The organism is Curtobacterium sp. MCBA15_012 (assembly GCF_001864935.2).
Classification (GTDB): Bacteria; Actinomycetota; Actinomycetes; order Actinomycetales; family Microbacteriaceae; genus Curtobacterium.
In genome coordinates this window covers 2,654,989-2,677,242 of record NZ_CP126267.1, presented here as the reverse complement: position 1 = coordinate 2,677,242, position 22,254 = coordinate 2,654,989, and the positions used below count along the sequence as shown (strand labels likewise).

The 22,254-nt window shown below is 73.8% G+C and carries 20 protein-coding genes; 7 read left to right on the top strand and 13 right to left on the bottom strand.

Features of this window, described 5'->3' with window-relative positions:
• Positions 1 to 59 precede the first annotated feature (59 nt).
• Positions 60 to 482, top strand: coding sequence for a chemotaxis protein CheY (locus QOL15_RS12285; RefSeq protein WP_065963498.1), 423 nt, complete (start codon positions 60 to 62; stop codon positions 480 to 482).
• Positions 479 to 793, top strand: coding sequence for a transcriptional regulator (locus tag QOL15_RS12280; protein ID WP_071247951.1), 315 nt, complete (start codon positions 479 to 481; stop codon positions 791 to 793). The genes QOL15_RS12285 and QOL15_RS12280 overlap by 4 nt, the downstream gene beginning before the upstream one ends.
• A gap of 133 nt (positions 794 to 926) precedes the next feature.
• On the opposite strand, the gene QOL15_RS12275 is transcribed toward QOL15_RS12280, so the two are convergent.
• From QOL15_RS12275 to QOL15_RS12260, 4 genes are read right to left on the bottom strand one after another with little or no spacing between them, the layout of a single operon-like run.
• On the bottom strand, positions 927 to 2,588 hold the full coding sequence (locus tag QOL15_RS12275; protein ID WP_071248012.1) for a glycoside hydrolase family 13 protein: 1,662 nt from the start codon (positions 2,586 to 2,588) through the stop codon (positions 927 to 929).
• A 53-nt stretch (positions 2,589 to 2,641) separates the two neighbouring features.
• Positions 2,642 to 3,562, bottom strand: a complete 921-nt coding sequence (locus QOL15_RS12270; RefSeq protein WP_139197515.1) for a carbohydrate ABC transporter permease — start codon at positions 3,560 to 3,562, stop codon at positions 2,642 to 2,644.
• Positions 3,562 to 4,518 (bottom strand): carbohydrate ABC transporter permease, encoded by a 957-nt coding sequence (locus tag QOL15_RS12265; protein ID WP_071248018.1) that lies wholly within the window; start codon positions 4,516 to 4,518, stop codon positions 3,562 to 3,564. Before QOL15_RS12265 ends, QOL15_RS12270 begins: the two co-directional genes overlap by 1 nt.
• Before the next feature lie 10 nt (positions 4,519 to 4,528).
• Positions 4,529 to 5,827 (bottom strand): ABC transporter substrate-binding protein, encoded by a 1,299-nt coding sequence (locus QOL15_RS12260; RefSeq protein WP_071248022.1) that lies wholly within the window; start codon positions 5,825 to 5,827, stop codon positions 4,529 to 4,531.
• A gap of 134 nt (positions 5,828 to 5,961) precedes the next feature.
• Between QOL15_RS12260 and QOL15_RS12255 the strand changes: the two genes are divergently transcribed.
• Entirely contained in the window at positions 5,962 to 7,170 is a 1,209-nt protein-coding gene (locus QOL15_RS12255) for an ROK family protein (protein WP_071247952.1), read from the top strand.
• 200 nt (positions 7,171 to 7,370) lie between these two features.
• On the opposite strand, the gene QOL15_RS12250 is transcribed toward QOL15_RS12255, so the two are convergent.
• Both QOL15_RS12250 and QOL15_RS12245 read right to left on the bottom strand, forming a co-directional pair.
• Positions 7,371 to 8,279 carry a glycoside hydrolase family 16 protein gene (locus QOL15_RS12250; RefSeq protein ID WP_071245553.1) on the bottom strand — a complete coding sequence of 303 codons (909 nt, stop codon included), beginning with the start codon at positions 8,277 to 8,279 and terminating at the stop codon, positions 7,371 to 7,373.
• Positions 8,280 to 8,537: 258 nt separating this feature from the next.
• Positions 8,538 to 9,548, bottom strand: a complete 1,011-nt coding sequence (locus tag QOL15_RS12245; protein ID WP_083230306.1) for a low specificity L-threonine aldolase — start codon at positions 9,546 to 9,548, stop codon at positions 8,538 to 8,540.
• A gap of 166 nt (positions 9,549 to 9,714) precedes the next feature.
• On the opposite strand from QOL15_RS12245, the gene QOL15_RS12240 reads away from it, so the two are divergent.
• Positions 9,715 to 10,629: a metallophosphoesterase gene (locus tag QOL15_RS12240; RefSeq protein ID WP_071245555.1), complete on the top strand. Its 915-nt coding sequence runs from the start codon at positions 9,715 to 9,717 to the stop codon at positions 10,627 to 10,629.
• Positions 10,630 to 10,906: 277 nt separating this feature from the next.
• A complete protein-coding gene (locus tag QOL15_RS12235; protein WP_083230304.1) occupies positions 10,907 to 11,968 on the top strand; it encodes an NADP-dependent oxidoreductase in 1,062 nt (353 codons plus the stop codon).
• Positions 11,969 to 12,133: 165 nt separating this feature from the next.
• Here QOL15_RS12235 and QOL15_RS12230 read toward each other — a convergent pair whose 3' ends face one another.
• The 7 genes from QOL15_RS12230 to QOL15_RS12200 form a co-directional block, all read right to left on the bottom strand.
• Positions 12,134 to 13,081 carry an ABC transporter permease gene (locus tag QOL15_RS12230; protein WP_302847144.1) on the bottom strand — a complete coding sequence of 316 codons (948 nt, stop codon included), beginning with the start codon at positions 13,079 to 13,081 and terminating at the stop codon, positions 12,134 to 12,136.
• Positions 13,068 to 14,015 (bottom strand): ABC transporter ATP-binding protein, encoded by a 948-nt coding sequence (locus QOL15_RS12225; RefSeq protein ID WP_071245557.1) that lies wholly within the window; start codon positions 14,013 to 14,015, stop codon positions 13,068 to 13,070. Before QOL15_RS12225 ends, QOL15_RS12230 begins: the two co-directional genes overlap by 14 nt.
• The gene (locus QOL15_RS12220; RefSeq protein ID WP_071245559.1) at positions 14,012 to 15,088 is read right to left on the bottom strand and encodes a sigma-E factor regulatory protein RseB domain-containing protein; all 1,077 of its coding nucleotides are present in this window, start codon (positions 15,086 to 15,088) and stop codon (positions 14,012 to 14,014) included. Before QOL15_RS12220 ends, QOL15_RS12225 begins: the two co-directional genes overlap by 4 nt.
• A gap of 103 nt (positions 15,089 to 15,191) precedes the next feature.
• The gene (locus tag QOL15_RS12215) at positions 15,192 to 15,695 is read right to left on the bottom strand and encodes a ribose-5-phosphate isomerase (protein WP_065963444.1); all 504 of its coding nucleotides are present in this window, start codon (positions 15,693 to 15,695) and stop codon (positions 15,192 to 15,194) included.
• Complete coding sequence (locus tag QOL15_RS12210) at positions 15,692 to 17,431, bottom strand: dihydroxyacetone kinase family protein (protein ID WP_071245561.1); 1,740 nt, start codon at positions 17,429 to 17,431, stop codon at positions 15,692 to 15,694. Before QOL15_RS12210 ends, QOL15_RS12215 begins: the two co-directional genes overlap by 4 nt.
• 174 nt (positions 17,432 to 17,605) lie before the next feature.
• Entirely contained in the window at positions 17,606 to 18,937 is a 1,332-nt protein-coding gene (locus tag QOL15_RS12205) for an RbtT/DalT/CsbX family MFS transporter (protein ID WP_071245563.1), read from the bottom strand.
• Between the two features lie 20 nt (positions 18,938 to 18,957).
• The gene (locus tag QOL15_RS12200; RefSeq protein ID WP_083230303.1) at positions 18,958 to 20,208 is read right to left on the bottom strand and encodes a zinc-binding dehydrogenase; all 1,251 of its coding nucleotides are present in this window, start codon (positions 20,206 to 20,208) and stop codon (positions 18,958 to 18,960) included.
• Positions 20,209 to 20,345: 137 nt separating this feature from the next.
• On the opposite strand from QOL15_RS12200, the gene QOL15_RS12195 reads away from it, so the two are divergent.
• A complete protein-coding gene (locus QOL15_RS12195) occupies positions 20,346 to 21,152 on the top strand; it encodes a GolD/DthD family dehydrogenase (RefSeq protein ID WP_071245565.1) in 807 nt (268 codons plus the stop codon).
• Positions 21,153 to 21,204: 52 nt separating this feature from the next.
• On the top strand, positions 21,205 to 22,170 hold the full coding sequence (locus QOL15_RS12190; protein ID WP_071245567.1) for a sugar-binding transcriptional regulator: 966 nt from the start codon (positions 21,205 to 21,207) through the stop codon (positions 22,168 to 22,170).
• Positions 22,171 to 22,254 lie beyond the last annotated feature (84 nt).

The following is a 22,254-nucleotide window of genomic DNA, read 5'->3' as shown; positions in this document are numbered from 1 at the left end:
GAAACCACTTGCCAAGATGGAAAGTACATGCCAGGGTGGAGACCGGAGAGGGGAACCACATGACCGAGATCCAGCCCGCCGAGGCCCGAGCGCTCCTGGCGCAGGCCGACCGCATCGCCCGCCGCGCGCACGACGGGGTCCGGTGGCCCTACGTCGCCTTCATCGTCGCGCTCGGCGCCGCGACCTCACTCGGGACCTTCGCGATGGGCCTCAGCGAGGGTCGCGCGTTCGCCGCCGCCTACGTCGGCACCATCGCGGTGGTGCTCGCGCTCGTCCTCTGGTTCACCGCCGCGATCCGCGGGCGCTCCGCCTTCGCCCGGGGGCGTCGCTGGACCGGGTACATCGCGGCGTGGACCGTCACCTACGGCGCGTCCATCGCGGTCGTCGCGTGGGTGCACGGCTCGGTGCTGTGGTCCGCGGTGACCTCGGGCGCGGTGCTCGTCGTCACGCTCGCCTGCGCTGCGCGGGAGTCCCGGTCGTGACCGTCACGTCGGGCACGCACCCGCGGCACCGGCTCGACGACCTGCTGCAGAACCCGGTCCGGTTCTCGGTCGTCGCGGCGCTCGACCGCGCCGGCACGCTCGGCTTCCGCGAGGTCCGCGACGCCGTGGAGGTCACCGACTCGGCGCTGAGCAAGCAGGTCAGCGCGCTCGAGGCCGCCGGGTACGTGACCGTCGGCAAGGCCTTCGTCGGCAAGACCCCGCGGACGTCGCTCACCCTGTCGCGGGCGGGCCGTGCCGCCTGGCGGTCGCACCTGGCGGCGCTCCGCGAGATCGCGGAGCCGTCGGCCTGAGCAGGCGGGTCCGTCCGGCCGGTCGAGGTGACCCAGGACGGGCGGGTCCGCCCGGTCCGTCGACGCGACCACTGGACGGACGGGAGGCGCGGTGCCTGCCCGCACCGCGCCTCCCGTCCGCCTCCCGGTCCCGTCAGGAACGCAACCAGGCGGTCCCCACCCCCGACAGTGCGCCGTCTGCCACCGGCGCGGAGGCGAGCAGCAGCTCGCCGGCGGGGAGTGCGTACGGCTCGTCGCCGAACACCGTCACGCTCGTCCACCCGTTCGGGCGGCGGAACGCGAGCACGTCGTCGCGGCCGGTCTCGATCCACTCGAGGTGCTCCTCGGTCTGGAGCTGGCCGCGCAGGCCCAGGGCCTTCCGGTACAGGTTCAGCGTCGAGTCCGGGTCGGCGTCCTCGGCCTCGACCGACGAGTCGGCGAACCACGCCGGCTGCGGCAGGTGCGCGCCGCCCGCGCCGAAGCCGAACGACGGCCCCGAGCGGGTCCACGGGATCGGGACGCGGCAGCCGTCACGCCCGACGTCGACGCCCGGGTTCCGGAAGAACGCCGGGTCCTGCCGCTCGGCGTCGGGGATGTCGCCGACCTCGTGCAGGCCGAGCTCCTCGCCCTGGTACAGGTAGGCGGAGCCGGGGAGCGCGAGTTCGAGCAGCGTCGCAGCCTGGGCCCGCCGGAGCCCGAGCGCACGGTCGAGTGCGTCCTGCGAGCCGCCGGCCAGCAGCCACGCGGCGCCCTGCTTCTGCTCGTCGCCGTCCCGGGCGGGGAGCGCGTAGCGGGTGGCGTGCCGGACGACGTCGTGGTTCGAGAACACCCACGTCGTCGACGAGCCGGACTGCTCGGCGAGGCCGAGGTTGAACTCGATGACGCTCCGGAACTGCCCGGCGTCGAAGTCTGCCTCGAGCAGGTCGAAGTTGAACGCCTGCCCGAGCCCCTCGGCGCTGGCGTACCGCGCACGGCGGTCGGCGGCGACCCAGGCCTCGGCGACCGCGGTGCGAGCGGGGGTGTACTCGTCGAAGACCTGGCGCCACTCGGCGTAGACCTCGTGCACGTCGTCACGGTCCCACAGGATGTGCGAGCCGTCCTTCGGCGCCGCGGTCACCTCGGCCCAGGTCGGCAGCGGACCGTCGGGCAGGTCCTTCGTCAGGCCGTGGGCGACGTCGATCCGGAAGCCGTCGACCCCGCGGTCCGACCAGAAGCGCAGGGTGTGCAGGAAGTCGTCGCGGACCTCCCGGTTCGCCCAGTTCAGGTCCGGCTGCTCCGAGGCGAAGTTGTGCAGGTACCACTGGCCGTCGCCGACCGCGGTCCACGCCGGGCCGCCGAAGATCGACACCCAGTCGGCGGGCGGTTGCTCGCCGGACGCGCCGGTGCCGTCGCGGAAGACGTACCGGTCGCGGGCCGGGCTGCCCTTCGGTGACGCGAGGGCCTCGCGGAACCAGGCGTGCCGGTCGCTCGTGTGGTTCGGGACGATGTCGACGATGACGCGGATGCCGGCGGCGTGCAGCGCCCCGACCATCTCGTCGAAGTCGTCGAGCGTGCCGAGCCGCGGGTCGACGTCACGGTAGTCGTCGACGTCGTAGCCGCCGTCGGCGAGGGCGGACGGGTAGAACGGGCTGAGCCAGACGGCCTCGACCCCGAGCGACGCCAGGTAGGGCACCCGGCTGGTCACGCCGCGCAGGTCGCCGATGCCGTCGCCGTCCGCGTCGGCGAAGGAGCGGGGGTAGACCTGGTAGACGCTCGCCTGGCGCCACCAGGTCTCGTCGGTGGTGGTCGCAGCGGGCTGGGCGAGGGTGTCGGTCACGACGGTCCTTCCGTGGTTCGTGGTCGTCGGTGCGGGGTTCGTGGTGGTGCTCGTCACTTGATGGCGCCCTGCGTCACGCCGGCCATCACCCAGCGCTGCGTCACGAGGTAGACGATGATCGCCGGCGCCATCGCCATCAGGTACGACGCGAACGAGACGTTGTAGTTGTTGCTGAACTGCGTCTGGAACATCTGCTGGAGCACCGGCAGGGTCTGCAGTGCCGGGTCCGAGGTGATCAGCGACGGCATCACGAAGTCGTTCCACGACGCCAGGAACGCGAAGATGCCGACCGTGGCGCTCATCGGCGCGAGCAGCGGGAACACGAGCCGCCAGAACACCTGCCCGGTGCTCGCCCCGTCGATGCGTGCACTCTCCTCCAGCTCCGCCGGGATCGAGCGCAGGAAGGCGGTGAAGAGCAGCACGCTGAAGGACAGCTGGAACATGACGTGCAGGATCGCGACGCCGATCGGGTTGTCGAGGCCGGCGAGCCCGGTCAGCTTCACCTGGGACAGCGCGAGCACCGGGAACGGCAGGAACATCGCCGCCAGCAGGTAGAAGAACGACCAGCGGAAGAGCCGGCGGTCCCAGTTCCGGGCGATCGCGTACGCCGTGAACGACGCGAGCAGGATCGTGCCCGCCACGGTGATCGCGGCGACGAGGACCGAGACACCGAACGCCCGCGGGAAGTCGGTGAGCTCCCACGCCTGCACGAAGCCGTCGACGCTGAACGGTGCCGGCAGCGAGAACGCGTTGCCGTCGACCGCCTGGGCGGTGGTCTTGAACGCCATCGCCACCGTGACGTACAGCGGCACGAGCACGGACAGCGTGCAGACGACGAGCAGGATCGTGACGGGCCAGTTGGACCGTCCGCCTCGACGACCGGCGGCGCGGCCGCCGGGGTTCCGGTCGGCGTCGACGGAGCGGATCGAACCGGTCGCGGTGGTCCCCGGTCGGAGGGGTGCCTGGAGGGACATCAGAGCGCTGCCTTCCCGCGGGTGGCCCGCAGCTGGATCACGGCGATGACGACGGCGATCACGAAGAAGACCGTCGCGTTCGCCATCTGGTAGGCGTAGTCCCCGCCGCTGAAGCCCTTGAAGATCGACATCGCGACGCTCGTGGTCGAGGTGCCGGGACCACCGTCGGTCAGGCCGACGATGATGTCGTACGAGTTGAGGAAGTTCTTGAAGCCGATGACGAGGTTGATGAGGATGTAGCCCGCGGTCAGCGGTGCCGTGATCGACACCAGCTGCCGCCACGCGCTCGCGCCGTCGAGCGCGGCGGCCTCGTACACCTCGCCGGGGATCGACAGGACGCCCGCGATGTAGATGAGGAGCGTCGACGGGATCGCCTGCCACGCGGTCACGACGACGACCGCGACCCACGCGAGGTCCGGGTTCGCGAGGATGCTCTGCTCGAGCGGTGCGAAGCCCAGCGTGGTCGCCAGTGCCGGCAGCGAGTTCGCGAACAGGAACGAGAACACGTACGCGATGACGATGCCCGAGATCACCATCGGCAGCACGAACACCGCCCGCAACGCGATCTTCCCGCGCACCCGCGAGGTCAGGGCGATGGCGAGCAGGAACGCGATCGCGTTCACGACGAGCACGGTGACGAGCGAGAACCCGATCGTGAACAGGTACGCCTGCAGGATCGCCGGGTCGGAGAACAGCGCGACGTAGTTCGTCAACCCGGTGAACCGGAACTCGCCGAACCCGACCGAGTCGGTGAAGCTCAGCACGATGCCCATCACCGCGGGGAGCGTGATGGCGAGCGTGAAGAGCACCAGGGTGGGGACGAGGAAGAGCAGGAAGAGCGGGTCGACCCGCTGCTTCCGGCCGGCGCCGGCCCGCCCGGACTGGAGGCGCGGTGCGTTCCCGCCCCGTCGGCGGCGGCCCGCCGTCGTGACGGCTTCGGTGGTCGTGGTTGCCAAGGTCGTCTCCTTACGCGGCCGTGCGGAGCGCGAGACGCGCCCAGTCGCCGTCGAGGGTGCGGAGTTGCGGAGCGGGGGCACCGCCGAAGGCGATGGACTGCAGGTAGTTCGCCACCGGGATCTCGGCGGGGATGAGCTGCGAGGCGCCGAGCGAGAACCGTGCGGCGTCGTAGGACGCCTGCATGCCCTGCAGGGCCGGGTTCGCCGCGGGCGGGGAGTCCTTGCGGACGCCGAACCCGTTGTTGTCGGCGTTGTACCGGTCGTTGACCGCGGGGCTCATCAGGAACGACAGGAACTCGCGCGCGGCCTCCTGCTTGCGCGACGCCTCCGGGATCCAGAGCCCCAGGTCGACGTTCACCCGCACCTTGTTGTCGGCGGGGTCGTCGGTCGCGGGGAACGGGAACGTGCCGAGGTCGATGTCCTTGTTCGACTTCGCGATCTCGCCGAGCGCCCACGGCCCCTGCAGGTACATCGCGGCCTTCCCCTGCGCGAACGCGAGGTTGCCGTCGCCGTACCCGCGGCTCGCGGCGCCCTCCTGGTGCCACTGCAGCAGGTCGACCATGCGGTCCACCGGTGCGGCGAAGTCCTTCTCGAACGACACACTCGAACCCCGGCCGACCGAGGTGCCCTCGCGGTCGAGTGCGGCGAAGGTCTCCTGCAGGTCGAGCATGCCGCCGACCGAGTAGTCGAACATGCCCTGCGCGATCGTCCAGTTGTCCTTGTACGTGCCGTACATCGGCGTGATGCCGGCCCGGACGAGCCGTTCGCACACGTCGCGGAACGCACTCCAGGTGGTCGGTACCTCGAGGCCCTGGTCGGCGAAGATCCGCTTGTTGTAGATCACCGACGCGGCGGTCACCGAGTAGGGCAGGACGCTCGTGCGGCCCGGGTACGTGGCGGTCTGCTGCATGAGCGGCCACAGGTCCGGGTTGATCGTGTCCTTCTCGGGCAGGTCGGACAGGTCCGTCAGGGCGCCGTGCTCGACGAACGAGACCATCGCGTAGTTGTAGTTCAGGCACCCGAGGTCCGGCGGTCGGTTCCGGACGAAGTTCGCCGACATGTTCGAGGTCGAGTCGCGCACGACCCGGATCCTCGACTGGCTGTCGTGGAACGTCGCGATGACGTCGTCGAAGTAGCCGATGACCTCGGGCTTCGACACGTAGAAGGTGATCGTCTCGGGGCGGCTGCTCGAGGACCCGAGCGGGGCGCACCCGGCGAGCGCGAGGCCCGCCCCGATGCCGCCGGCCCCGAGCAGGAACCCGCGGCGGCTGACCGCTGCGGCGCTCCTGGTGGTGGCGTCTGCTTGCACGTCGTCTCCGTCCGTCCGGATCGGCGTCACTGCCGTCCCGGGTGTCGCGTCCGGCGTCGGTGCCGGCTCACGGGAGTAAATCTACCCAGAAAATCTAATCGCGCAAGCAACTGTTCCGACGGTAGGGTCGGCGCATGCCACCACGTCGTGCGACCGTCCGCGCCACCAGCGCCGAGACGGTCCTGGCGTACGCGTTCGACGCCGAGGCGTTCACCGCGACCGAGGCGATCGACGCCACCGGCCTGACCCGCTCGACCGTGCTCGGGGCGTGCGCCGAGCTGGTCCGGCTCGGGTGGCTGCGCGACCTCGACGACGCCCGGGCCGCCGGCGAGTACCAGAAGGGGCGTCCGGCCCGTCGGTACGCGCTCGACCCCGACGCCGGTGTCGTCGTCGGCGTCGACGCCGGGCAGCACCGCGTCGCCGCCCTCGTCGCGGACCTGCGCGGCACCGTCCTCGCGCGGGCCGAGGGAGCGCTCGGCGACACGGGCCTCGACGTCCCGGTGCGGCTCGGCGTCACGGCCGACACGATCGCGACGGCGCTCGCCGGTGCCGGGGTCGACCCGGAGCGGGTGCTCGTCACGGTGGTCGGCGTCCCGGCGCCCGTCGACGCCACGGGTGCCTCACCGGCCGACGGCGGCTTCTGGGACGCGATGAACCCCGGGTTCCGCGGCGTGGTCGGGCACGGACGCGTCGTCGTCGAGAACGACGCGAACGCGGCCGCGCTCGCCGAGGGGCCGTCCTCCGGCGACGCCTCCTTCGCGGCGCTGCTGTCGGGGGAGCGGTTCGGCGCCGGGCTCGTGGTCGACGGGTCGTTGCTGCGCGGCGCACGCGGCGGTGCCGGCGAGCTCCGTGTGCTCGACCTGGTGGACGGCGTGGGGTCGTCGAACGGCATCGGCCGGACCGCCCGCGACCTCGTGCGCGCAGCACGCGACGCCGGACGGATCGGCCCCGGGTCCCTGCTCGACGCCGGGGTCTCCGCCGACGGCGAGGCCGGGCCGGGCGCCGCGGAGGTGTTCGCCGCCGCCGCGCTCGGTGACCCGGTCGCGCTCGAGGTCGTCGACCGGCTCGGGGACCGCCTGGCCCGCGTGTGCGTCCTGCTCGCCAGCCTGCTCGACATCGACCGCGTGGTCGTGGCCGGCGCGATCGCCGAGGCCGCCTCGGGCGTGATCGACCGTGCGCGGGCGCACCTGGCCGCGTGGGCGTACGACCCGACGCCGGAGGTCGTGGCCTCCCGGCTCGGCGGCGACGTCGTCGTGCTCGGGGCGCTCGCGTCGGCGCTCGACACCGTGCGCGCCGACCCGCTGGGGTTCCCGCTGCCGGCACGGACCGCCGCCGCGGTCTGAGCACGGCCACGCCGCGACGGACGGCTCGCTGCTGTCCGGCGACACCCTCGCTGTCGAACGACGGCGGGGGTGTCGTTCCGCGACCGCGACCGCGACCGCGCCCGCGACCGCGACCGCCGGGGCCGTGTCGCGACGGACGGGAGGCGCGGTGCCGGCCGGCACCGCGCCTCCCGTCCGTCAGGTGGTGCGGACGACGCGCGTCACTCGCTCGTGGCGACCCAGTCGACGAGCAGGTTGCCGGACGCGCCCCAGTTGCCGGTCTGGAACATGAAGCGGTGCGCGGTCGTGGGGACGTCGTGCGTGATCGTCTCGAGCACGCGGCCGTCGACGCTGTACGTGACGGACCGCCCCGGCTCCCACTGCACCGTGTAGGTGTGCCAGTCGCGCCACGAGACGCCGCTGTCGACCTGGGTGCGCTCGGCCTCGCGACCGGGCGTCATCGCGTGCTGGAACGCCTGCGGGCGCTCCTCGAAGTTGCCCTCCGGGAAGTCGATCTCGCCGTCGGACCAGACGTTCGAGCTCGGCCACAGCATGAAGGCCGCGCCGTTCCCGTCGCCGCCGGTCGCCTTCGCGCGCACCGAGAAGGTGCCGCCGACGTGGCCCCAGGCGCCCGCGAGGGAGCCGAACGTGCCCGCGGTGCCGGCACCACCGAGCGGGACGTCGAGGACGCCGTCGTGCACCGAGACGGTCCTGCTCGGCTCGTAGATGCCGGACGTGCCGTCCGGGTAGGGCTGCCACGCCTGCGGGTACGTCGACGCGACCCGGCCGACCGCTGCCTGCGTGTCGAAGTCCTCGACGAAGGACAGTGCGGGCGGGCGGGTGTCGTCCGAGGGGGCCGCGGTCACGGGGGTCGTGTCCGGGGCCGTCTCTGCCTGCTCCGTGGGGGTCTCGGTCGGCTCCGTGGTCGGCTGCTCGTCGCCCGACCGGTCGTCGGGAGCGGGCGTCGTGTCCTCCGGCTGCTCCGTCGGTGTCGGCGTCGAGGAGGCCGCCGGCGGGCGGTGGTGTTCGCGCCACCACCCGCACCAGGAGTTCGCGGAGGCGGCGGTGGGGACGGCGATCAGCACGCAGCTGAGCGCGGCGGCGGCGGCCGTGACGCGCCGGCGGTTCACCGGGCGCTCCGATCGGTGGTGGGCGGGACGGGCGTTGCGCACGTGAGGGTGCGCGGGCACGGGACGGGGATGGCGGGCTCCTCGGGACGGGGCTCGGGCACGGAGGTGGACCGCACCGGAGTCCCGGGGGAGTCGGTGACGGGTCCACGAGCATTGTGCCCCAGGTGTGCCCCGTTCGGGGGGTACCGACGGATTCCGGCCTGCGGGCCACGCGGGCAGCCGCTCGACCGCCGCGGCGTCGGCTCCGTGCTCGTCCCGTCAGCGGGGCAGGGCCGCGAGCACCTCGGCCGCACGTTCGACGTCGTCGGCGCTGACGTCCAGGTGCGTGACGAGCCGGACGCTGCGCGGCCCGAGCTGCATCACCCGGACGCCCCGCTCCGCCGCGGCCGTGACGAAGGCGGCCGGGTCGGCGACCTCGGCGAACACGATGTTCGTGTCCACCGTCGCCGGGTCGACGTCGAGCGCCGCGGCGAGGACCCGGGCGTTCCGGTGGTCCTCCGCGAGCCGGTCGACGTGGTGGCCGAGCGCGTACCGACCGGCGGCGGCGAGGAAGCCCGTCTGCCGCATGCCCCCGCCGAAGCGCTTCCGCCAGGTCCGTGCGGCGGCGACGTGCTCGCGCGTGCCGAGCAGCACCGAGCCGACCGGGGCACCGAGCCCCTTCGACAGGCAGACGGACACGGTGTCGAACCCGGCGGCGAGCTCGTGCAGCGGGGTGCCGGTCGCGACGTGGGCGTTCCAGAGCCGGGCGCCGTCGAGGTGCAGGGCGATCCCGTGCTCCCGGGCGAAGGCCTGCACCGCGCGGATCTCGTCCTGCGGCTGCACCGTGCCGCCGCCGAAGTTGTGGGTGTTCTCGACCGCGATCGCCGTGGTGGAGACCGAGTACGCGCCGGCGTTCGGTTCGGCCAGCTCGCGCACGGTCTCGGCGACGAGGCGCCCGCGGTCCGAGGGCCAGGTGCGCGTGGTGATGCCCGAGAACACCGCGGCCGCACCGAGCTCGGCACGGACGACGTGTGCGCGGACGTCGGCCAGCAGCTCCTCGCCCGGGGCGACGTGCAGGCGGAGCCCGAGCTGGTTCGCCATCGAGCCGGTCGGGGTGAACAGCCCGGCCTCGTACCCGAGCAGCGCGGCGACCTCGCGTTCGAGGGCGTTCGTCTCCGGGTCCTCGCCGAACACGTCGTCGCCGACCTCGGCCTCGGCCATCGCCCGGCGCATCGCGGGGGTCGGGCGGGTGACGGTGTCGGAGCGCAGGTCGATCGGGGCGTCGGTCACGCGGCAACGGTAGCGCGGTGGGCCGCCGCGCGCCCCGGCGTCCGCGTCCGCCGGCGCCACCCGCAGCGGGGCCGCCGCACGCACCCCCGCGTCCGCGTCCGTCGGCGCCACCCGCGGTCCACCCGCCGTGCAGCCCCCGGACCACCGACGTCGCTAGCGTGTCCGCATGCAGCCGCCCGCACCGGGGACCCTCCGTGTCCTCCACCTGTCCGACACCCACCTGACCGGCGACGGCGCCCTGCACCAGGGGACCGTCGACACCACCGCGGCCCTCGACGCGGTCCTCGCCCACGTCGACCCGGTCCCCGGCGTCGGGCTCGTCGTCGTGTCCGGCGACGTCTCCGAGGACGGCAGTCCGGAGTCGTACCGCACCGTGCGCGAGCGGGTCGGGTCCTGGGCCGAGCGGCACGGCGCCGCGTTCGTCGCCGTGCCGGGCAACCACGACCTGCGCGAGGGCTTCCGGCAGGTCCTCGCCGACGGGCACGTCCTGGGGGAGGGCGGGCGTCCGTTCGCGCACACGATGCAGTACACGCCGCCGAGCGTCCCCGTATCGGGGCAGTCCCTCGTCGCGGGCTTCCGGATCGTCACCGTCGACACGAGCGTCCCGGGCGCGGGCTACGGCGAGGTGAGCGACACCGCCCTCGAGCACCTGCGCGCGGCGCTGACCGGCGACCCGGTCGAGCACGGCAGCATCGTGGTCCTGCACCACCCGCCGGTGCCCGCGCCGACCGCGCTGCACGAGGCGCTCCGCCTGCAGAACCCCGAGGACCTCGCCGAGGTGCTCGACGGATCCGACGTGCGGCTCGTCCTCGGCGGGCACCTGCACCACCACTCCGCCGGGTCCCTCGCGGGCGTGCCCGTGCTGGTCGCACCGGGCGTCGCGAACGACTCCGACGTCGTCGGCCCGTACGACGAGGAGTCCGCCTGGGTCTCCTCCGGTGCGCTCGTCGTCGACGTCGCCGCCGACGGGTCCGTCTGGTCGACGCCCGTCCGCGTGCCCCGCCCCGAGGGCGACCGCCGCGCGTTCCGGTTGGACGCGGCGACCGCGGCGCGCGTCGCGGAGGCGGCCGGCAAGCGCTGACCGGTCGCGTCACCGACGCGGTGCGGGGCGGACGGGAGGCGCGGGGCGGGCCCGCACCGCGCCTCCCGTCCGCCCGTCCCGCGCCCGTGCGCGTCGGTCCGCCTGTCCCGTGCCCACGCGCATCGGTCCGCCGGACCGCCTGCCCGGCGACCGGACCGTCGGCCGGTCCGGCTGTGGCTCCCGCGCGTCGCGGGGGACCCGCGGAGTACCCCGTGCTCACGGACACCGTCCCGTCTGCGCGAGTACACCGGTGGCATGCAGACGGAAGGAGTCCCTCATGCGCATCGGTAGTGCAGTGCAGTACGACCGGTACGGCGGGTTCGACGTGGTCGAGCTCGTCCCGCAGGAACGTCCCGAACCCGGCCCCGGCGACGTCGTCGTCGAGGTGGTCGCCGCCGGACTCAACCACGTGGAGCGCTTCCTCCGCGAAGGGAAGCTCCGCGACCACGTCGACCTCGCGTTCCCCGCCCACCAGGGCGTCGACTTCGCCGGCATCGTCCGCGCACGCGGCTCCGAAGTCCGCGACCTCAAGGTCGGCGACGAGGTCATGGGCCACGCGCCCGACGGCGGCGCGCACGCGACCTGGGTGCGCGCACCCCGCGGCGCGGTCATCAAGAAGCCCGAACACGTCGGCTGGGAGGTCGCGGGTGGCCTGTACCTGGCCGGTTGCACCGCGGCGTCGATCGTCCGCGCCCTGCGCCTCGGACCGGACGACACCGTCGTCATCAGCGCCGCGGCGGGCGGGGTCGGGCACATCCAGTGCCAGCTCGCGCACGACGCCGGCGCGACCGTGATCGCGCTCGGCAGCCCCCGCAACCACGACTACCTGCGGCAGATCGGCACCCTCCCGGTGGCCTACGGAGACGGCGAGGAGGACCGCATCCGCGAGATCGCCGGTGGCCGCCCGATCACGGCGTTCATCGACAACCACGGCGACGACGCGGCGAAGGGCCTCGCGGCACGACTCGGCGTCGGCGAGGACCGCTTCGTGTCGTCCGAGGAACGGCGCGACGTCGAGATCCGGTTCCTCCGCGCGCCTGCTGAGGACGAAGAGGCGCGCGAGCTGCTCACCATGCTCGCGAAGGCCGTGCAGGACCGGCGGGTGCAGGTCCTCATCTCGGGCTTCTACCCGTTCGAGTACATCGTCGACGCGTACGAGGACCTCGCCGAGATGCGGTCCCGCGGCAAGGTCGTGATCGGCATGCAGACCGTCGAGACCGGGGCACGCCTCGACTGGTACCGCTCCGAGAAGGCCCGGGACCTGCGCGACCGGTACGCCGACCAGCGCGGGGCCGACACGGAGACGATGGCGGGCGGGACGGCCAGCCCCGCTTCCTGAGCCCCGGCGCTCGTGACACGGGCCCGACGTCCTGGTGGACGTCGGGCCCGTTCGTCGTCGGCGCGGGTCGCGCGCGTCGGGTCGGCGCGGATCGCGCCCGTCGGGTCGGCGTGGGTCGCGCGCGTCAGTTCGGCGCGGGTCGGCGCGGGTCGGCCGCGTCTCGCGTCAGCTCAGGACGTCCTTCGTCGCGAAGCGGCCGTACGCGAGCGCGCCGAAGACCGCGACGTACCCGAGCTGGAGCAGCGCGTTCGACCCGAACGAGTCGAACGCGATCGGGTCGCGCAGCAGGTCGCCGAACCCGAGCCACAGGTGCGAGAACAGGAACGGGTGCAGCCAGTCGAGCTGCGGCAGCTGGTCGAGCACCTGGGAGACCCCGGCGAGCACCACGGTGGTCGCCATCGCCCCGACCGGCACCGTCGTCAGCGTCGAGGCGAACAGGCCGATCGCCGCGAGCCCGAGCATCGACAGCGTCACGTAGAGCGCGAGGAGCACCGCCCGCCCGGCGTACGACCACCCGTCGACCTGGGTCCCGGACAGCAGGGTCACCGGGCCGATCGGGAACAGCAGCGCCCCGACGAGGGCTCCGACGAGCACCACGAGCAGGGTCGCGGCGAGGCAGAACGCCACCGCACCGACGTACTTGACGAGGATGAACCGCAGTCGCCCGGTCGGCGCGACGAGCAGGTACCGGATCGTGCCGTGCGACGCCTCGCCCGCGACCGTGTCGCCCGAGACGACCCCGACCGTGAGGGGCAGGAACAGCGGGATCGACACCGTCAGTGCCGTGAACGCCACGAAGAGTCCGTTGTTCGTGATGTCCCCGAGGAAGGCCGGGCCGCCGTCGTCGCCGTCGGTGGTCAGGCGGACCGCGATCGCGATGAGGACCGGGACGAGGGCGAGCGCCCCGAGCATCGCCCAGGTGCGGCGCCGACGGAAGACCAGGGCGAGCTCGGACCCGAGCAGGGCGAACGTGCGACCCCGGCCGGTGGGGGCGTGGGGCTGCGGCGCGGTGGCGTCCGCACGGTGGGCCGTGGCCGTGGCCGTGGCCGTGGCCGTGGCCGTGGCCCCGGCGCCCGCGTCGGGCTGCGGTGCGGTGGTCTCAGGCTGCGACATCGAACCCATCCCCGGTGAGCGCGACGAACAGGTCCTCGAGCGTGCCGCCGCCGACCGTGATCCCGCGGACCCGGACGTCGGCGTGCACGAGCGCCGCGGTCACGGCCTCGGGTTCCGTCTCGGCGGGCAGGTCCGCGACGAGCGTGTCGGCACCGGCGTCCCGTCGGGGCGTCAGGCCGAGGCCGATCAGGACCGTGCCCGCGTGCCCCACGTCGGGCGTCCGGACCGTGATCGTCCGGCCACCTTGCGCGCGGAGGTCGTCGAGCGCGCCCTGCGCGACCAGGCGCCCGGTGCGCATCACCGCGGCGTGGGTGCAGACCTGCTCGATCTCGGCGAGGAGGTGGCTCGACACGAACACGGTCGTCCCGTCGTCGGCGAGGGACCGGATGAGGTTCCGGACCTCGCGGGTGCCCTGCGGGTCGAGGCCGTTCGTCGGTTCGTCGAGCACGAGCAGGTCCCGGGGTGCGAGCAGCGCGTTCGCGAGCCCCAGGCGCTGCTTCATGCCGAGCGAGTACGCGTGCGCCTTCTTGTCGGCCGCGTGCGTCAGGCCGACCCGGTCGAGGGCGGCGTCGACCCGGGTCTTCCGGGACCGCGGGTCGGACGTGGGATCGGCGGCGTCGAAGCGGTGCAGGTTGGCCCGACCGCTCAGGTACGGGTAGGAGGCCGGCCCCTCGACGAGCGCCCCGACCCGGGGGAGCACGGTGTGGCGCGCGGCGGGCATCGGCTGGCCGAGCAGGTCGATGCGGCCGCTCGTCGCCGACGAGAGTCCGAGGAGCATCCGGATCGTGGTGGTCTTGCCGGAGCCGTTCGGACCGAGGAACCCGAAGACCGACCCGCGCGGCACGGCGAGGTCGATCCCGTCGACGGCGCGCTGGCGGCGGAAGACCTTGGCGAGCGCCTCCGTCCGGATCGCGAGGTCGGCGGTCGCGGTCACTTCGCCGCGGCGACCAGGGTCGACACCGGCACGGCACCCGCGAACACGCGGCCGTCGTCGGTCAGGTAGACGGAGACGAGCTTCGTCTGCACCGCGCGCCCGCCGTCGACCGGCTTCGTCAGCTGGTCGAGCAGGCCGGAGGCGTCGGCGTCGCCCTGCAGCGCCGAGCGGTCGACGGAGCCCGCGGGCAGCTCGACCACGGTGTCCCAGCCCGAACCCGTCACGGTGGGCGTGCCGCGGTCGGCTGCCGTGCCGTCGCCGTGTGCCGCGTGGCCACCGTGGTCGGCGTCGGACAGGTCCTTCGTCGTCACCTCCGCGCCGCTCGGCGGGGTGAAGTCGAACAGGCGGGCGGCCGGCGCGCCGTAGTCGAGGCTCGTGAACCCGACCTGGAACGCCGGGTCGGCACTGCCCGCGGCGAGGACCGTCGCGCGGAGCGGCAGGCCGGTCTGCTGGTCCACCGCGAGCCGCACGGAGCCCACCAGGGTGTCGTCCGACTTCGGCGTCAGCGTGACCTGCCACGCGTCGTGGCCCGCCACCCGGACGGCCGTCGGCTTCGACACGGTCGTGCTCGGCGTGATCGCGTCGATCGCGCGCCGGGCGACGTCGGCCGGGGTCGTGGTGCCGGCGGCGGGCGCGTCCCCGCGGGCGGGGAGCGTGACGTGCACGGCCGTGCGCTGCTTCGAGTCCCACGTCCAGACGTCGTCGCCGTTGCGGACGACGTCCTGCTCGGCGAGCTGCTGGGTGAGCTGCACGCGCTGCTTGTCGGGTCCGTCGACGTAGACGCGCGCGGTGTGCGGTGCGGTGAGGAGCCCGAGCACGTCGGACGCGTCGCCCTGCACGGAGGACCCGCCGGCACCCGAGGGGAGCTCGGGCAGCCCGAGGTCGCTCGTCTGCGAGAGCCGGCCCGAGTACTGTGCGTCGCGGGACTGCGCCACGCTCGCGATCACGTCCGCGGCGCTCGGGTCCTTCCCCGCGACGGGGTCGGCGGCGGCGTTCGCGATCACGGGGGCGGCGACGGCCCCCGCGACGACGAGCGGCGCGAGGACGGCGGGCAGCCAGGCTGACTTCTGCATCGGTGTTCCCCTCGGTGGAGCGTTGCGTCCCGGGTACCGTACGTCCGGCAACCGACAGCCGGCTGGGACCCACGGCCCGGTACCCGGGACGCGACGGGCTGCCTCAGTCCCGGGGGCCGCCGCCGGTCTCGAGGGCGTCCGCGCCGACCGGGGCGGAGCCGTCGTACCCGCAGATCGCGGCGACCTTGTCGGCACTCGCGCTGCCCGGGTCGAAGACGTAGCCGAGCCACTCCCGCACCATGCGTCGCGCGACCTCGAGCCCGACGACCCGCTGCCCGAGGCACAGCACCTGGGCGTCGTTGCTGAGCACCGACCGCTCCACGCTGAAGCTGTCGTGCGCGGTCACCGCACGGATGCCCGGGACCTTGTTCGCGCTGATCGCCACCCCGAGCCCGGTGCCGCACACCAGGACCGCCCGGTCGGCCTCGCCCGTGGCGACCATCCGTGCCGCGTCCACGGCGACGTGCGGGTACGCCGTGTGCCCCTCGGCGTCGACCCCGACGTCCACCACCGACGCCACCCGCGGGTCGGCCTCGAGGTCCCGCCTGATGACCTCCTTGTAGTCGAACCCGGCGTCGTCCGAGCCCACCACCAACCGGTACGTCACGCGACCACTCCTTCCTTCGGTGCGCGTGCGGCGAGGACCTCGCCGACGCGGGTGAGGACCATCCCCATCGAGGTGGCGCCCGCGTCGGGCGTCCCCTTGCTCTTCTCGGCGAGCGGTCGCGCCCGTCCGACCCGCGGCGTGAGGTCGGCGGTCGCCGCCGCCTGCTCCACCGCGGTCCGGGCGGCGACCTGCCACGCCTCGGGCAGCGCCGCGCCCTGCTCGACCGCTGCGCGCAGTTCGTCGACGAACGGCAGCAGCGCGTCGAGCAGCGTCTTGTCGCCGCGCGACGCGCGGCCGAGCTGCACGATCGAGTCGGCGAAGGCCTGGGCGGCGTCGACGACGTCGGCGGGCGCGACCGTCTCGCGGTCGTCACCGAGCGCCCGCCCGAAGGCCTCGAGCGCCGCACCCCACAGGACACCGGACGTGCCGCCCGCCGACGCGGCCCACGCGTCACCGGCACGTCCGAGGACGAAGGCGACCCCCGCCTCCCGGCCGGTCTGCTCGACCGCCCTGCGGGCCGCACCGATCCCCTTCACCATGCCGCGTCCGTGGTCGCCGTCCCCGGCGACCGCGTCGATCCGCCCGAGGGTCTCCTCCTGCTCACGCAGCAGCTCGTCCATCGCCGCGACGGCGGCGCGCGCCGCGTCGGCGGCCCGACGGGAGGCGTCGGTCGCCTCCGGCACGACCGTCGCCTCCGCCTCGGCCTCCTGCACCGCGGTGGCCGGCACGAGCGCGGCGACCGGCGCCCGCAGCTTGCGGTAGGCCGGGGTGTACGCGTCGGCACGCCAGAGCCGTTCGAGGTCGTCGTCGAGCCACTGCAGGGTCAGGGAGCAGCCGCCCATGTCGAGGCTCGTCACGAGTTCGCCGACCTCGGGCTCGACGACCTCGAGTCCGGCCGCGGTGAGCAGCGGCAGCACCCGGCCCCAGAGCAGGAACAGTTCCTCGTACTTCGTGTCGCCCAGGCCGTTCAGGACGGGCGCGACCCGCGTGCTGGCGCCGTCGGGGCGGGCGGCGAGGACCCGCTCGACGAGCAGCTGTGCGAGGTCGGTCGCGGGCAGGACGGGCACGTCGCGGATGCCGGGCTCGCCGTGGATGCCGAGGCCGAGGCCGAGGTGGCCGTCCGGGACGCTGAAGAGCGGGCCGGTCGCCCCGGGCATGGTGCAGCCCGAGAAGGCGACGCCGATCGTGCGGGTGGCCGCGTTCGCCGCGTTCCCCAGTCGCTCGACGGTGTCCAGGTCGGCGCCGTCCGCGGCCGCCGCGCCCATCGCCTTGAAGACCGAGAAGTCGCCGGCGATGCCGCGACGCTGCGCGACCTCGTCGGAGCTCGCGACGTCGTCCGTCACGACGACGATGCGGGTGTCCACGCCCTCGGCGCGCAGCCGCTCGGCGGCGAGCCCGAAGTTCATCGTGTCGCCGGCGTAGTTGCCGAACGACAGGACCACGCCGCGGCCCTGGTCGGCGGCCTTGGCGACCGAGTAGACCTGCGCCGCGGACGGCGAGGTGAAGACGTTGCCGACGACCGCGCCGGTGGCGAACCCGGGGCCGACGAGCCCGCAGAAGGCGGGGTAGTGGCCGGAGCCACCGCCGACCACGACCGCCACCTGCGGCGGGGCACCCTCGGTCGGCAGGGCGACGGCGCCCCCGTGCACGCCGCGGACGCGGTCACCGTGGAGTGCCAGCCAGCCGGCCAGCTGGTCCTCGGCGAACTCCTCCGGGTCGTCGTGGATCGTGGTCATCTCGTTCGTTCCTTCGTGTGTGTCGGCCGACCCGTGGTGGGTCGGGTGGTGCCGGGCGACGGCGGGACGGCCGCCGTCGCCCGGGGTCGGGGCGTCGGTGCTGCGGGGCGGTGCCGGCGGTACCGTTCGGCGCCGCCGGCGGCACCGGCCGGCGCTGTCGGCGGTGCCGCGGGGTCAGTGCTGCCGGTGCGGTGTCGCCCGGCGCTGCGGGACGTCGAGGAAGTGGATCATCACGAACGCGCAGGCGTAGAGCCCGACGAAGGTCCACGTCACGGCCTCGCCACCGCCGCCGAGGGCGAACACCGCCGCGACGACGCCCGTCCCGAGGAACGCGGCACCGCCCGCCGCGGTCGTGTACATCGCCATCGCCGCACCCTTGTGCTCGGGGGCGAGCGCCGGCATGATCGCGCCCATCGGCACGAACCCGGCGAGCAGGCAACCGAACACGCAGCCCGCGACGACCGAGAGCACGTAGCCCCAGTCCGAGCCGGCGGGCACGAGCTGCGGGACGTACCACCAGGCGACGAGGCCCGTGGCGGAGCCGACGATGCCGAACCACTTGACGGTGCGCTGCCAGCCGATCCGGTCCCCGACCCAGCCGAACAGGGCGTTGACGAGGATGTTCGTGGCGTAGACGCAGACGGTCATGAGCAGCCAGCGGCCCTGGCCCCACCCGCGCTGGTCTGCGATGACGGCGGGCAGGACGACGAACATGCCGAACTCCGGCGCCGTGTTGATCAGCCGGACCAGGAAGCCCATGAGCACCTTCGGCCGCGTCGCGGTGAGCCGGATGCCGCTCGTCAGCACGCGCCACGCGCTCTCGCCCGCCGGGGCGATCCGGGAGAACCCGTTCGGCAGGCGGACGCCGAACAGCATGATCAGGAAGCCCGCGACGACGAGCGCGATCGACGCGACCATGGCACCGGTCTCACCGGTCGTCCCGCCGCCGAACACCGGGATGGCGCCGATCGCGAAGAGCGACCCGAGCGTCGGCAGGCCGCCCGTGAACGCGACGTAGAACCAGCCGACCGCCGAGCCGTTGCGCTCGACCGGCGTCGTGATGTTCACCCACACGAGGAAGGCGAACGCGAACAGCGGGTAGCCGAAGCCACGGATCGCGTACGCCACGGCGGCGAACGGGACGCTGCCGAGACCGAGCGCGACGAGGAAGAGCACCTCGAACACGACCCAGACGGCGAACCCGAGGATCATCACGCGTCGCGGCCCGACGAGGTCGGACAGGGCGCCCGAGACGTAGCTGCCGATCAGTGCGGCGAGGCTGTAGAACGTGACGATGGTCGCGACCGTGGCCTCGGGGCTGCCGAGGACGGCGACCATGTGCGGCGTGATGAAGTTGGACTCGACGCCGTTGCCGGTCATGAAGACCAGCACGGCGACGAACCCGAGGGCGAGCGGACGGGGGATCCCCATCCGGTCGAGTCGGCCCTCGGCGCGGGCCGGGGCGGCGGTGGGCGCGGTGGTCGCGCGGGCGGTCGTCGTCGACATGCCTCGGACTCCTCGTGCGCTCAGGCCCGCGCGGCGGCGGCCGCGGGGACGGACTCGGCGGTGGACGACGCGGTCGACGACGCCGCCGACCCGGACGCCGCCGCGGTCGTGGGCGCGCTGAGGGACGGGACGATCGAGACCTTGACGCTCGCGCCGGCCGAGTCGCCGACCAGGTCGAGCGCCTGCTGGAAGTCCTCGAGCGGGAACTGGTGCGTGCAGATCTCGTCCATCGGCAGCGTCCCGGACTCGAGCAGCTTGATCGCCGCGGGCCAGGTGTGCGGTCCGAGGTGGGCACCGCGCACGTCGAGCTCCTTGTCGTCGGAGATGATCGACCAGTCGACCGAGACGGCGTCCTTGAAGACCGAGTACTCGACGAACGTGCCGAGCTTCCGCAGGAGGTCCAGGCCCTGGGGGACCGCGGACGGGTGCCCGGTGGCCTCGATGTACACGTCGGCGCCGTAGCCGTCGGTGAGCTCCTTCACGCGGGCCACCGCGTCCTCCCGGGCGATGTTGATCGTGACGTCGGCACCGACCTTGCGGGCCAGGTCGAGCTTCGCGTCGACGACGTCGAGGGCGACCACCCGCAGCGGGTTCTTCTGGCGGGCGCCCGCGATGGCGGAGAGACCGATCGGGCCCGCGCCGGCGATCACCACGGTGTCGCCGAACCGGATCTCGCCGCGCTCGACGGCGTGGAAGGCGCAGGAGAGCGGCTCGGCGAAGGCGGCGACCTGGCCGGGCAGCGCACGCGAGACGGGGTGGGTCAGGGCCCGCGTCGGGACGAGCACGTACTCGGCCATCGCGCCGTCGAAGCCCTTGAAGCCGAACATGTCGTGCACGGCGCACATCCAGTAGGAGCCCTCGAGGCAGTACCGGCACTCCCAGCACGGCACGATCTGCTCGCACGCGATCCGGTCGCCGATCGCCAGACCGCGCTTCGCGAGCGCCGCGTCGTCGGCGGCGACGACGGTCCCGACGAACTCGTGCCCGGGGACGCGGTCGGTCTCGGCCCACGCGGCGCGGTGCTCGTCGCCCCAGAACTTCGCGGCGCCGTGCCAGCACTTCAGGTCGCTCGCGCAGATGCCCACGGCGTCGGTGCGGAGGAGCAGTTCGCCCGGACCGGGCGTCGGCACCGGGCGCTCCTCGAGCCGGTAGTCGCCGGGTCCGTGCACCACCACGGCGCGCATCGTCGTCGGGATCGTGGCGGTGACGGTGTCCGCGGGGGCGGTCGTCGTGGTCGGTGTCGCTGGGGTACCGGTCGTCGTCGTCGACATGCGCTGTTCCTCCGTTGGTCAGCCGGGCTGGGCCCGTTCCGATGGTTCGGCGACGACTGTACACCCGACGGAACCGTTGTCCAGCACACAATTTCTGCTACGGTTCTGCCCACCACCGACGCAAGGGAGCGACCAGCATGACCACCGACCTCGACGCCGCACTCCGCCCCGGGCCCGACTCCGTCGACCTGACGAACGACCTCTCCGGACGCACCGCTGTCGTGACCGGTGGGGCCTCCGGGATCGGTCTCGCGATCGCCCGGGCCGCCGCCGCGCGGGGAGCCCGGGTCGCGATCGTCGACGTGCACGAGGACGGTGCACGCCGGGCCGCCGACGCACTGTCCGGTGCCGGGGAGAGCGCGCACCTCGGGGTCGGGTGCGACGTCACCGACGACGCCTCGGTGGCCGCCGCGGTCGACACGGTCGTCGCCGCCACGGGCCGGGTCGACGTGCTCGTGAACTGCGCCGGCATCGTCGCGCTCGACGCCGCCGAGGACCTCTCGGCCGCCGCGTGGAGCCGGACGCTCGACGTCAACCTGACCGGGACGTTCCGGGTCGCGCAGGCCGTCGGCCGGCACATGCTCGCCGCCGGGTACGGCCGCATCGTGAACATCGCGTCGCAGGCGGCGCACGTCGGTCTCGACCGGCATGCGGCCTACTGTGCGTCGAAGGCCGGCGTGCTCGGGCTGACGAAGGTGCTCGCGCTCGAGTGGGGCGGGCGCGGCGTCACGGTGAACACGGTGTCCCCGACCGTCGTGCTCACCGACCTGGGCCGCGCGGCCTGGGCGAACGAGGCCGGCCTGCGGCACCAGGACGAGATCCCGACCGGCCGCTTCGCCACCCCGGACGAGGTCGCCGCGGCCGTGCTGTTCCTGGCGAGCGAGGCGGCGGGCATGGTGAACGGCGCGGACCTCCGCGTCGACGGCGGGTTCACGATCCGCTGAGCGACGGCCGGACTAGCATCGCGGTGTCCGATCGATCGAAGGGTCCCGCAGCATGTCCTCCGAGAGCACGACCGGAGCGGAGGGCACCCGGCCCCGCTTCCCGCTCGACACCGTGTACCAGGCCGCGCGGATGTACTACCTCGAGGACGCCACCCAGGTCGAGATCGCCTCGCGCCTCGGGGTCTCCCGGCCCACGGTCAGCCGGCTCGTCGCCGAGGCCCGCCGCGCCGGACTCGTGCGCATCGAGGTCGTCGACCCGTTCCAGGACGAGACCGTCGCGCTCGCCGAACGCCTGACGGTCGTGCTCGGGCTGCGGGCCGTGCACCTCGCGGCCGTGACGCACGGGGCGACGCTCGGCGCCGACCTCGCGGCACCCATCGCCGCCGCGGTCGACGGCATGGGGCTCGTCCCGGGCGACGCGGTCCTGATGAGCTCGGGGCGGACCGTGTACGACGTCGCGCACGCCGGGATGCCGCCCCTCGCGGGTGTGCAGCTCGTCCCGACCGTGGGCGGCCAGGCCGACCCGATGCCCTGGTTCCAGACGAACGAGATCACCCGTACCGCTGCCGAGCACTCGGGCGCGATCCCGGCCTTCCTGTTCGCGCAGGCGCTCCCGAGCGAGGCGATGCGGGCCTCCCTCGACGAGGACCCGGCGTTCCAGCACGTCGTGGGCCTCTGGAGCCGGGCGAAGGGCGCGATCCTCGGCATCGGCGCGCCGACCCCGACGCGGGACGCCCTCGCCCGGGGCATCCCGGTCGAGGACGCCGTGTTCGACCAGGCCGCCGGCGACGTCTGCCTGAACTTCTACGCCGCCGACGGCTCGGCGATCGAGTTCCCGGGGAGCGAGCGCATGGTCCGTACCTCGCGGGAGATCCTGGCCGGTGTGCCGCACGCCGTCGGGGTCGCGGTGGGCACGGCCAAGGTGCCGAGCATCATCGGGGCGGTGCGTGCCGGTCTCGTCAACGAACTCGTCACCGACGCGGTCACCGCGCGCGCCCTGCTCGACACGCTCACCTGACGCGCGGGCCCGCCCGGACCGGCCGCGCGTCCTGGTCGACACGCGGACCCGGTCGGGACCGGCCACACGCCCTGCTCGACACGC

Bases quoted from the DNA above. Each gene is read 5' to 3' on its own strand.
- QOL15_RS12235 (WP_083230304.1), top strand. From the start codon at position 10,907: ATGCGCATCGGTAGTGCAGTGCAGTACGACCGGTACGGCGGGTTCGAC.
- QOL15_RS12195 (WP_071245565.1), top strand. From the start codon at position 20,346: ATGACCACCGACCTCGACGCCGCACTCCGCCCCGGGCCCGACTCCGTC.
- QOL15_RS12270 (WP_139197515.1), bottom strand. From the start codon at position 3,562: ATGTCCCTCCAGGCACCCCTCCGACCGGGGACCACCGCGACCGGTTCG.
- QOL15_RS12240 (WP_071245555.1), top strand. From the start codon at position 9,715: ATGCAGCCGCCCGCACCGGGGACCCTCCGTGTCCTCCACCTGTCCGAC.
- QOL15_RS12190 (WP_071245567.1), top strand. From the start codon at position 21,205: ATGTCCTCCGAGAGCACGACCGGAGCGGAGGGCACCCGGCCCCGCTTC.
- QOL15_RS12200 (WP_083230303.1), bottom strand. From the start codon at position 20,208: ATGTCGACGACGACGACCGGTACCCCAGCGACACCGACCACGACGACC.
- QOL15_RS12220 (WP_071245559.1), bottom strand. From the start codon at position 15,088: ATGCAGAAGTCAGCCTGGCTGCCCGCCGTCCTCGCGCCGCTCGTCGTC.
- QOL15_RS12210 (WP_071245561.1), bottom strand. From the start codon at position 17,431: ATGACCACGATCCACGACGACCCGGAGGAGTTCGCCGAGGACCAGCTG.
- QOL15_RS12230 (WP_302847144.1), bottom strand. From the start codon at position 13,081: ATGTCGCAGCCTGAGACCACCGCACCGCAGCCCGACGCGGGCGCCGGG.
- QOL15_RS12285 (WP_065963498.1), top strand. From the start codon at position 60: ATGACCGAGATCCAGCCCGCCGAGGCCCGAGCGCTCCTGGCGCAGGCC.
- QOL15_RS12205 (WP_071245563.1), bottom strand. From the start codon at position 18,937: ATGTCGACGACGACCGCCCGCGCGACCACCGCGCCCACCGCCGCCCCG.
- QOL15_RS12255 (WP_071247952.1), top strand. From the start codon at position 5,962: ATGCCACCACGTCGTGCGACCGTCCGCGCCACCAGCGCCGAGACGGTC.